The sequence below is a fragment of the Streptomyces sp. AC550_RSS872 genome, from assembly GCF_019049285.1.
Lineage (GTDB): Bacteria > Actinomycetota > Actinomycetes > Streptomycetales > Streptomycetaceae > Streptomyces.
In genome coordinates this window covers 101,266-111,822 of record NZ_JAGMUL010000045.1, presented here as the reverse complement: position 1 = coordinate 111,822, position 10,557 = coordinate 101,266, and the positions used below count along the sequence as shown (strand labels likewise).

Below are 10,557 nucleotides of genomic sequence, written 5' to 3'. Positions count from 1 at the left end.
AAACGCCCGGTTACATTCCGAACCCGGAAGCTAAGCCTTACAGCGCCGATGGTACTGCAGGGGGGACCCTGTGGGAGAGTAGGACGCCGCCGAACTCCTTTTAGAGCTCTGGCTCTTGGGCTTACAGCCCGAGGGCCAGAGCTTTTTTGCGTTGAGGTAGGGTCAGGGGGCATCTTCAGTACGTTTCCCACAGGAGGCCCCCGGGTGGAGGTCCAGGAGACTCGCGTTCAGACGGACCGGGTCCTCACCATCCCCAACATCCTCAGCATGGCGCGGCTACTTGGCGTGCCGCTGTTCCTGTGGCTGATTCTCAGGCCTGAGTTCGGTGGGCCGCAGAGTGACGGCTGGGCACTCCTGGTGCTGGCTTTGAGTGGCGTCAGTGACTACCTGGACGGCAAGCTCGCGCGGCGCTGGAACCAGATCAGCAGCCTCGGCCGGCTTCTCGACCCCGCGGCCGACAGGCTCTACATTCTCTCGACTTTGGTCGGTCTCACCTGGCGCGAGATTCTGCCCGTCTGGTTGACGGCTGTACTTTTGGCGCGTGAGCTGGTTCTGCTGATCATGGTGGGCATCCTCAGGCGGCATGGCTATCCGCCGCCGCAAGTGAACTTCCTTGGCAAGGCCGCCACCTTCAACCTGATGTATGCCTTCCCGCTGTTGCTGCTCAGTGACGGAAGTGGATGGATCCCGTCACTGGCTGCTATTTTCGGATGGGCGTTCGCCGGATGGGGTACGACGCTGTACTGGTGGGCAGGAGTCCTCTACGTGGTACAAGTCCGCCGTCTGGTCCGTGCGGACGCCATGGCCGATTGAACTCGCGGATTGAAGCGGCCGTAGCGGCTCGATGGCCCGCAGTGGAAAAGTGCGGGACAATCTGGACGGGTGAAGTCGGCTAAACCGTCGTCTCTTCGAGGAGGACGCTTCCGACATGAAGGCCGTCGTGATGGCCGGGGGTGAAGGCACGCGCCTTCGTCCCATGACCTCAAGCATGCCCAAGCCGCTCCTGCCGGTGGCCAACCGGCCGATCATGGAGCACGTTCTGAGGCTGCTCAAAAGGCATGGTCTGAATGAGACCGTCGTGACAGTGCAGTTCCTGGCCTCTCTGGTCAAGAACTACTTCGGCGACGGTGAAGAGCTCGGAATGGAGCTCAGCTATGCCAATGAGGAGAAGCCACTCGGTACCGCCGGAAGCGTCAAGAACGCCGAAGAGGCGTTGAAGGACGATGCTTTCCTTGTCATCTCCGGTGATGCCCTGACCGACTTCGACCTCACCGAGCTGATCAATTTCCACAAGGAAAAGGGTGCGCTGGTCACGGTCTGTCTGACGCGTGTACCCAATCCACTGGAATTCGGTATCACGATCGTGGATGAGGAAGGACAGGTCGAGCGCTTCCTCGAGAAGCCGACCTGGGGGCAGGTCTTCTCGGACACCGTGAACACCGGTATCTACGTCATGGAGCCCGAGGTCTTCGACTATGTCGAGGCCGACGTTCCCGTGGACTGGTCCGGCGATGTCTTCCCGCAGTTGATGAAGGAAGGCAAGCCGATCTACGGGTACGTTGCGGAAGGCTATTGGGAGGACGTCGGTACTCACGAGAGCTACGTGAAGGCGCAGGCCGACGTCCTGGAGGGCAAGGTCGACGTCGAGATCGACGGCTTCGAGATCTCCCCGGGTGTGTGGGTGGCGGAAGGCGCCGAGGTGCATCCGGATGCCGTTCTGCGTGGACCTCTCTACATCGGGGACTATGCCAAGGTCGAGGCCGGTGCGGAGATCCGGGAGCACACTGTCGTGGGATCGAACGTCGTCGTGAAGAGCGGGGCGTTTCTGCATAAGGCTGTCGTCCACGACAACGTGTACATCGGGCAGCACAGCAATCTGCGGGGTTGCGTCGTCGGAAAGAACACCGACATCATGCGCGCCGCCCGGATCGAGGACGGCGCGGTCATCGGGGACGAGTGCCTGATCGGTGAAGAATCGATCGTCCAGGGCAATGTGCGGGTCTATCCGTTCAAGACCATTGAGGCCGGCGCCTTCGTCAACACCTCGGTGATCTGGGAGTCCAGGGGCCAGGCGCATCTCTTCGGGGCCCGTGGTGTCTCCGGGATCCTGAACGTGGAGATCACGCCCGAGCTTGCCGTTCGCCTTGCCGGCGCTTATGCGACGACCCTGAAGAAGGGGTCCACCGTCACGACGGCCCGCGACCACTCCCGTGGTGCCCGGGCGTTGAAGCGGGCGGTGATCTCCGCGTTGCAGGCCAGCGCCATCGACGTACGCGACCTGGAGAACGTACCGCTGCCCGTGGCGCGGCAGCAGACCGCGCGGGGTAGTGCCGGTGGGATCATGATCCGGACGACGCCCGGAGTGCCGGATTCCGTGGACATCATGTTCTTCGACGGGCGAGGAGCCGACCTGTCGCAAGGCAGTCAGCGGAAGCTGGACCGGGTGTTCGCGCGGCAGGAGTACCGGCGTGCGTTCCCGGGTGAGATCGGGGACCTGCATTTTCCGGCCAGTGTCTTCGACTCCTACACCGGATCGCTGCTGCGGAACGTCGATACGACGGGGATTTCGGAGTCGGGGCTGAAGGTCGTCGTCGACGCCTCGAACGGCAGTGCGGGGCTTGTGCTGCCCAGTCTGCTCGGCAAGCTCGGTGTGGACTCGCTGACCATCAATCCCGGGCTCGACGAGTCCAGGCCCACGGAGTCGGCGGATGCGCGGCGGTCGGGGCTGGTGCGGCTGGGAGAGATCGTGGCTTCCGCCCGGGCGGCGTTCGGCGTGCGGTTCGACCCGGTCGGCGAGAGGCTGTCGCTGGTCGACGAGAAGGGGCGGATCGTCGAGGACGACCGTGCCCTGCTGGTCATGCTGGACCTCGTGGCCGCAGAGCGGCGCAGTGGCCGCGTGGCGCTTCCGGTGACCACCACGAGGATCGCCGAGCAGGTGGCGGCGTACCACGGGACGCAGGTGGAGTGGACGACGACCTCGCCGGACGACCTGACCCGGGTCGGCCGCGATGACACGACGATCTTCGGTGGTGACGGCAAGGGCGGGTTCATCGTTCCGGAGTTCAGCAGCGTCTTCGACGGTACGGCGGCCTTTGTGCGGCTGATCGGCCTGGTGGCGCGTACGCAGCTCACGCTCAGCCAGATCGATGCGCGGATCCCGCGGGCACATGTCATCAAGCGGGATCTTGCGACTCCGTGGGCCGTCAAGGGGCTTGTGATGCGGCGGGTCGTGGAAGCTGCCGGAGATCGCTTTGTCGACACAACTGATGGTGTGCGGGTCGTGGAGACCGACGGGCGTTGGGTGATGGTCCTTCCCGACCCGGCGGAGGCGGTCACGCATCTGTGGGCGGAAGGGCCGGACGACGCGTCCGCACAGGCCCTGCTCGATGAATGGGCGGCGGTCGTGGACAGCGCCGGTCACTGAAGCACGGACCACGCGCGTGCCGGACGGGCCTCCTCAAGGGGCCCGTCCGGCACGCCGGTGGGGCCATTCGGAGGTATCGGTGGCGACGTGCGACGATGTGCGGCATGCCGCAGCCCCCCGTTCGGAGCACACCTACGCGCCCCCCGCGTCCGGACGCGTCCATGTCGCTGCTCACCAACGTCATGGATCACAGCCTCGACGACGGCTATGCCGAGGCGGCCGCCCGTAAGAAGGCCGCCGGCGAGGGCGGCCTGCCGAAGACGCTCAGGGCGAAGCTGGGGCTCGCAGCCGGACTGGTGCTCGCGGCGCTCGTGGTGACCGTGGGCGCCGCGCAGGCGCGGGTCGCGGCGCCCGTCGTGGCCAAGGAGCGCGAGGAACTCGTCGACCGTATCGACCGTGAGACCGCGGCGGCGGATCGGTTGGAAGAGAGCGTCGACAAGCTGCGTGACGATGTCAGCGCGCGGCAGCGGGAGGCGCTCAAGGCGACCGGCGGCAGCGACCAGTCGGAGCTCGTGGGCATCCTGGCCGGCTCAGTCGAGGTGCACGGGCCTGGCGTGAAGCTGGTCGTGAACGACGCCAAGGAGGCCGGTACCGGCGCCGACGGCGACCCGCGCGGGACGTCGGGATTCTCCGACACCGGCCGTGTCAAGGACCGGGACATGCAGCGCGTGGTCAACGGGCTGTGGGAGTCCGGTGCCGAGGCCATCGCCATCAACGGGCAGCGGCTGACCGCGCTCTCCGCGATCAGGGCGGCGGGCGACGCGATACTGGTCGACAACAAGCCGCTGGTCCCGCCGTACGCCGTGCTCGCGGTGGGGGACGGGGAGCGGCTCCGCGACAGGTTCCAGGCGAGCGCCAATGGGCTGTACCTGGATGCACTGCGCGAGGAGTACGGCATCCGCACCAGCATCTCCGTGGAGGACGACCTCCGGTTGCCCGCCGCACCGAGTGTGATCGTACGTACCGCACAGCCGAACACCGAGAAAACCGAGAAGGGCACATCGTGATCGCCGTACTGGGCCTCGTCGTGGGAGTCGTGGCCGGCCTGTTGGTCCGGCCTGAGGTTCCGGCGGTCGTCGAGCCTTATCTGCCGATTGCCGTCGTGGCGGCTCTGGACGCCGTGTTCGGCGGCCTGCGGGCCATGCTCGACGGCATCTTCGACGACAAGGTCTTCGTCGTGTCGTTCCTGTCCAACGTGGTCGTGGCCGCGCTGATCGTGTTCCTGGGCGACAAGTTGGGCGTGGGGGCCCAGCTGTCCACCGGTGTCGTCGTCGTGCTCGGCATCCGTATCTTCTCGAACGCCGCGGCGATCCGTCGGCACGTGTTCCGGGCGTGAGGCCGATGAGCAACCACGACGAGACCGCTGAGAACAGGCTGCGCAAGGAACTGCCCGAGGAGGTCCGGGCCGCGGAGGCGACGGAGGCCGTGGGCGGCGCCCCAGAGGTGCAGTCGCCCCAGCTGACCGGCCGGCAGCGGTTGGCGAAGGGGCTGTGGCCGCTCCGGGTCACCAGGGCCCAACTCATCGTCGCCCTGCTGCTGTTCGGCCTCGGCTTCGGTCTGGCCGTCCAGGTCGCGTCGAACAGTGACGGTGACAGTGCCCTGCGCGGCGCACGTCAGGAAGATCTCGTTCGCATCCTCGATGAACTGGATGACCGTACTCAGCGTCTTGAGGACGAGAAGCAGGGTCTCGAGAAGCAGCGCGACGAGCTGGAGAACAGTTCGAACCAGGCCGAGGAGGCCCGCAGGCAGACGGTCGAGAAGGAGAGGCAACTCGGCATTCTGGCGGGCACGGTGGGCGCGCAGGGACCCGGCATCACCATGACCATCGAGGACACGAAGGGGACGGTCGAAGCGGACATGCTGCTCGACGCGATCCAGGAGCTGCGCGCCGCCGGCGCGGAAGCGATCCAGGTGAACGGCGTGCGCGTCGTCGCCGACACCTATCTGACGGATGCGGGCAACAGCGTGAGCGTCGACGGGAACAAGATCAACGCTCCCGTTCGTTTCAAGGTCATCGGCAAGCCGCAGGACCTCGAACCGGCGCTCAACATCCCTGGAGGCGTGGTGCAGACCCTCGAGAAGGAGCAGGCCACCGTGACCATCGAGAGGTCGGACAAGATCGTCGTGGACGCCTTGCGAGCGGCGAAGCGGCCTGACTACGCTCGGTCGTCCTCGCAGTGAACCGGGGGTGCATGGGGGACGTCCGGCGAGGGCATGAGGTTGCGGGGGGTCGGCGCACCGAATGGGTGGTGCGTGGTGGAAACTGTCTGGTGGAGACGGACGTTGTGAGGATGTCCGGGTCGGTCAGAGAGTGCAGTCAGGGTTCGTCCTGCCCCACGGGCGGGTCTGTTTCGGTCAAGGGGAATCGCCCGTGAAGTTGTTTGCGAAGTTGTTCGGCAAGAGCGCGCGAGAGGGTAGCGACAACGCGACCGCTCGTCACCGCGCACAGGGGGACGAAGAGGGCCAGCGCCCCCTGTTCCGGGACCAGGTCCCTGGGCCGGGCGGTGACATTTCCGGAGGTCAGGGCGCGCCGTCGGTTGACCCTGGCCAGTCCGGCGGCATAGGTTTCGGGCAACCGTCAACCTCAAGTACGGGTGGAGGGTTTTCCCCGATGTCGGCCCTGGTGTGTACGAGGTGCGGTAACCGCAACGCGGAGAACAGCCGCTTCTGTTCCAACTGTGGCGCGCCGCTGCGAGCCGGTGCGACGCCCGAGCGTCCGTCCGAGACGACCTCCACGATCTCCATCTCCGGTCTGGAGGCCTACGACGCCGAGACCACCGGTCAGACTCCGATCCCGGCGCTGTCGCCCGAGGCTCAGGCCGCCGTGGACGCGCTGCCGCTGGGCTCCGCGCTGCTGGTGGTGCGCCGTGGGCCGAACTCGGGCAGCCGGTTCCTGCTGGACGGCGATCTGACCACGGCCGGGCGCCACCCGCAGAGTGACATCTTTCTGGACGACGTCACGGTCTCGCGCCGGCACGTGGAGTTCCGCCGGGCGCAGGACGGCTCGTTCACGGTGGCCGACGTCGGCAGTCTGAACGGCACGTACGTCAACCGTGAGCGGATCGACCAGGTCGCTCTGAACAACGGCGACGAGGTGCAGATCGGCAAGTACCGGCTGGTCTTCTACGCGAGCCAGCGGGGCTACTGACCCTCCCCCGGAGCCCGTCCGGGGAGAACCAGGGAAGGTCCATGCTGAAAACACCGAGCGGCGGTGCCGGGCACGGCATCGCCGCCAGGGACAGTCGGCTGCTGAGCATCGGCGCGGTGCTGAACGTGCTGCGCGAGGAGTTCCCTGACATCACCATCTCCAAGATTCGCTTTCTGGAGTCGGAGGGTCTCGTCGAGCCGCAGCGGACCCCCTCGGGGTACCGCAAGTTCAGCGCGCAGGACGTCGAGCGGCTCGGCCATGTGCTGCGGATGCAGCGGGACCACTATCTGCCGCTCAAGGTGATCCGCGAGCACCTGGACGCCATGGAGCGCGGTGAGGCCGCCGCGCTGCCGACCGTGTGCCGCCAGCGTGATGGAGAAACGGTCCTGGAGTCCGTTGAGGCGCCCACGGCGGCCCGGATCGGGCGGGCCGCGCTGCTCGCCGCTGCCGAGATCGGCGAGCAGGAGCTCGCGGAGTGGGAGTCGTACGGACTGATCACTCCGCTGCCGGACGGGGCTTACGACGCGGAGGCGGTCACGGTGGCCGGGCTCGTCGCCGAGCTGGGGCGGTTCGGGATCGAGCCAAGGCATCTGCGGGTGATGAAGGGCGCCGCCGACCGCGAGGCCGGGCTCGTGGACCAGGTCGTGGCGCCGCTGAGGCGGCATCGCAACCCGCAGACCAGGGCTCACGCCGAGGCGCGTGCCAAGGAGCTGGCGGGCCTCACCGTGAAGCTGCATGCCGCGCTGGTGCAGACCGCTCTCGGGGTGCGGCTGCCCTGAGCGGGGCATGCACAGGAAGGCCGGATCGGCCACCCGTTCTCGGCCCGACTACCCAAACGTCCCGAGCACGGCCTAGGGTTGCTGTGTGAACGAGCTCGATGTCGTAGGTGTCCGGGTCGAAATGCCCTCCAACCAACCGATCGTGCTCCTGCGTGAAGTGGGAGGCGACCGTTACCTCCCCATCTGGATCGGGCCGGGGGAGGCGACGGCGATCGCCTTCGCCCAGCAGGGCATGGCCCCCGCGCGACCGCTGACCCACGACCTGTTCAAGGACGTGCTGGAGGCCGTCGGCCAGGAGCTGACCGAAGTGCGCATCACGGACCTGCGTGAGGGCGTCTTCTACGCCGAGCTGGTCTTCGCCAGCGGCGTCGAGGTGAGCGCCCGCCCGTCCGATGCCATAGCGCTGGCCCTGCGCACCGGAACGCCGATCTACGGCAGCGACGGGGTGCTCGACGACGCCGGCATCGCGATCCCGGACGAGCAGGAGGACGAGGTGGAGAAGTTCCGCGAGTTCCTCGACCAGATCTCGCCCGAGGACTTCGGCACCAGCAGCCAGTGAGGCCCCGAAGCCAGTGAGGAGACGTGGGCGGCGATCAGGCGGACTCGCGGACCGGGGTCCGGCCCACAGTCGGTCACAACTCAAATGCCGGCTTTTGCCAGCGGTCAGGGAGAGCGTCCTGCGGCCCGCTCCGAGCACATTCGGCTAGCCTTTCCCCGCGGTGGGGCACGGGAAACCACTCCTAGGGTGATTATCACTCGGCGTGCCGAGTGTGGCGATCGTTGACGCACCCCTGGTGACTGCCTACCGTCGAGAAGGCAGGTCAAGGACGGAGGTCGGCGTGAGCAGCAGCGGCGACGGTACGGCTGGGGGTGCCCCCGGACGTCTCGGGGTGAGCGGCCCGTACCCGCTTCACGGCAGCCCGCTTCAGGGCAGCGCGGCCGATCACGCTCCGCAGCGACCGACGGCCGTGCCGAGCAGCGGCGGAGGGGCGGCGTCCATGGAGACCGAGCAGATCGGCTACCGGGGTCCGACGGCGTGTGCGGCCGCCGGCATCACCTATCGGCAACTGGACTACTGGGCGCGCACCGGCCTGGTCGAGCCCAGTGTGCGGCCCGCGTACGGGTCGGGGACGCAGCGGCTGTACAGCTTTCGGGACGTCGTCGTCCTGAAGATCGTCAAGCGGTTCCTCGACACCGGTGTGTCGTTGCAGAACATCCGTACCGCTGTCCAGCATCTGCGAGAGCGGGGCTTTCGCGATCTGGAGCGCATGACGCTGATGAGCGACGGTGCGACGGTGTACGAGTGCACGTCCCCGGACGAGGTGCACGCGCTGCTTCAGGGTGGGCAGGGGATCTTCGGGATCGCCGTGGGTGTGGTGTGGCGGGACGTCGAGAGCGCCTTGTCGCAGCTGCACGGGGAGCGCATCGACACCGGGGAGACGCTGGTCGGGCACAATCCGGCGGATGAGCTGGCTCGGCGGCGCAACCGGGCGGTCTGAGCCCGTTGTACTGAGGTGCACTCCCTGGCCGGTTCGAGGCGGTGGGTGGTGGAGCGGTCCGTGGATCGGGCGGTCGTAGCGGGGCATTGTCAGTGGCGTGAGGCAGCATCGGAGATGTGAGGAACGCGCCTACGATCCTGCATCTCGACATGGATGCCTTCTACGCCTCGGTGGAGCAGGCATCCAAGCCGAGCCTGCGCGGGAAGGCCGTGGTCGTGGGCGGGCTCGGGCCGCGGGGAGTCGTCGCCACCGCCTCCTATGAAGCCCGGGTGTTCGGGGTGCACTCGGCGATGCCCATGGCCCAGGCGCGTCGGCTGGCGCCGAATGCCGCGTATCTCGTGCCGCGCTTCGGGATCTACCGGGACATCAGCGAGCAGGTCATGGCGCTGCTGCGGGAGTTGTCGCCGCTGGTGGAGCCGTTGAGTCTGGATGAGGCCTTCGTGGATCTGGAGGCGGGGGGTGCGGCCTGGGACGAGGAGTCGGCGCGCTTGGTGGGGGCGAGGTTGCGCGCCGACATACGGGCGGTCACGGGGCTCGCGGGATCGGTGGGGCTGGCCGCGTCCAAGATGCTCGCGAAGATCGCCTCGGAGCAGGCCAAGCCCGATGGGCTGGTGGTGATCGAGCCGGGGACGGAGCGGGCGTTGCTCGGGCCGATGTCGGTGCGGACCTTGCCCGGGGTGGGGCCGGCGACAGGGGACCATCTGAGACGGGCTGGGATCCACACGGTGGACGAGATCGCCGAGGCAGGGGAGGACGAGCTCGTACGCCTGCTGGGCAAGGCTCATGGGCATGCCCTGTATGCCATGGCGCTGGCGCATGACGATCGGCCCGTGGTCGCCGAGCGGGAGGCCAAGTCGGTGTCGGTCGAGGACACATATGACGTGGACATCCATGACCGGGTGCGGGTGGGGCTGGAGGTGCAGCGACTGGCCGACCGGTGTGTGCAGCGGCTGCGGGGGGCGGGGTTGTCCGGGCGGACCATCGTCCTCAAGGTGCGCAGGTACGACTTCTCCACGCTGACCCGTTCAGAGACACTGCGTGGGCCCACGGACGATCCGGCGGTGGTGCGGGAGGCTGCGGCTCGGCTGCTCGAATCTGTGGACACGACGGGTGGGGTACGGCTGCTGGGGGTGGGGGTCAGCGGGCTGGCCGACTACACGCAGGAGGATCTGTTCGCGCAGGTGGCGGGGGAGAGTGCGGAGCACTCCGTGGCGGACGGCGAGGAGGAGCCGGCTGGTGAGGAGCGGGTGGCGGAGCCTGTGGAGCGGCGGTGGGTCGCGGGGCACGATGTGCGGCATGTCGAGTACGGGCACGGGTGGGTGCAGGGGAGTGGCGTTGGTCGGGTGACCGTGCGGTTCGAGACTCCTGAGTCGTCTGAGCCGGGGCGGGTGCGGACGTTTCGGGTTGATGATCCGGGGCTGGAGGGGGCGGAGCCGTTGCCGTTGGTGCGGGCCAGGCCTGCGGGACCTGGAAGAGCTGGAGGAACTGGGGGAGGTGAGGGAACAGGTGAGTCTGGGGCTGCTGGGGCCTTAGCGGTGAAGGGGGCTGGACTGGTGCGGGAGGCGGGGGAGGGTGCAGTGGGGGACGTGCCCTTGGGCCCGGTCAGGAGGGGGTAGGGACGCGCGGGTTGGAGAAGTGGGCGCGCGGCATTTGCCGACCGCGGAGGATTCGTGGGGTTGTCAGGCATGCCGGGGGTCCCACCTGGCG

The 10,557-nt window shown here is 67.6% G+C and carries 10 protein-coding genes and 1 rRNA gene; all 11 read left to right on the top strand.

The window, feature by feature from the left end; genetic code table 11:
• Positions 1-95 (top strand): 5S ribosomal RNA (rrf, locus tag KUM44_RS20680); the annotation flags it as partial.
• A gap of 109 nt (positions 96-204) precedes the next feature.
• The gene (locus KUM44_RS20675) at positions 205-813 is read left to right on the top strand and encodes a CDP-alcohol phosphatidyltransferase family protein (protein WP_217209681.1); all 609 of its coding nucleotides are present in this window, start codon (positions 205-207) and stop codon (positions 811-813) included.
• Between the two features lie 115 nt (positions 814-928).
• The gene (locus KUM44_RS20670) at positions 929-3,424 is read left to right on the top strand and encodes a mannose-1-phosphate guanyltransferase (RefSeq protein ID WP_217209680.1); all 2,496 of its coding nucleotides are present in this window, start codon (positions 929-931) and stop codon (positions 3,422-3,424) included.
• 95 nt (positions 3,425-3,519) lie between these two features.
• Complete coding sequence (locus KUM44_RS20665; RefSeq protein ID WP_217209679.1) at positions 3,520-4,431, top strand: DUF881 domain-containing protein; 912 nt, start codon at positions 3,520-3,522, stop codon at positions 4,429-4,431.
• The gene (locus tag KUM44_RS20660; protein WP_003988855.1) at positions 4,428-4,760 is read left to right on the top strand and encodes a small basic family protein; all 333 of its coding nucleotides are present in this window, start codon (positions 4,428-4,430) and stop codon (positions 4,758-4,760) included. Before KUM44_RS20665 ends, KUM44_RS20660 begins: the two co-directional genes overlap by 4 nt.
• Positions 4,761-4,765: 5 nt before the next feature.
• Positions 4,766-5,605, top strand: coding sequence for a DUF881 domain-containing protein (locus KUM44_RS20655; protein WP_217209678.1), 840 nt, complete (start codon positions 4,766-4,768; stop codon positions 5,603-5,605).
• A gap of 61 nt (positions 5,606-5,666) precedes the next feature.
• Positions 5,667-6,572 carry an FHA domain-containing protein gene (locus KUM44_RS20650; protein ID WP_217209677.1) on the top strand — a complete coding sequence of 302 codons (906 nt, stop codon included), beginning with the start codon at positions 5,667-5,669 and terminating at the stop codon, positions 6,570-6,572.
• 41 nt (positions 6,573-6,613) lie between these two features.
• Positions 6,614-7,351 carry a MerR family transcriptional regulator gene (locus tag KUM44_RS20645; RefSeq protein WP_217209676.1) on the top strand — a complete coding sequence of 246 codons (738 nt, stop codon included), beginning with the start codon at positions 6,614-6,616 and terminating at the stop codon, positions 7,349-7,351.
• 85 nt (positions 7,352-7,436) lie between these two features.
• Entirely contained in the window at positions 7,437-7,910 is a 474-nt protein-coding gene (locus KUM44_RS20640) for a bifunctional nuclease family protein (RefSeq protein ID WP_004002801.1), read from the top strand.
• Between the two features lie 280 nt (positions 7,911-8,190).
• Positions 8,191-8,850, top strand: coding sequence for a MerR family transcriptional regulator (locus KUM44_RS20635; protein ID WP_217209675.1), 660 nt, complete (start codon positions 8,191-8,193; stop codon positions 8,848-8,850).
• Between the two features lie 116 nt (positions 8,851-8,966).
• Positions 8,967-10,466, top strand: coding sequence for a DNA polymerase IV (locus tag KUM44_RS20630; RefSeq protein WP_217209674.1), 1,500 nt, complete (start codon positions 8,967-8,969; stop codon positions 10,464-10,466).
• Positions 10,467-10,557 lie beyond the last annotated feature (91 nt).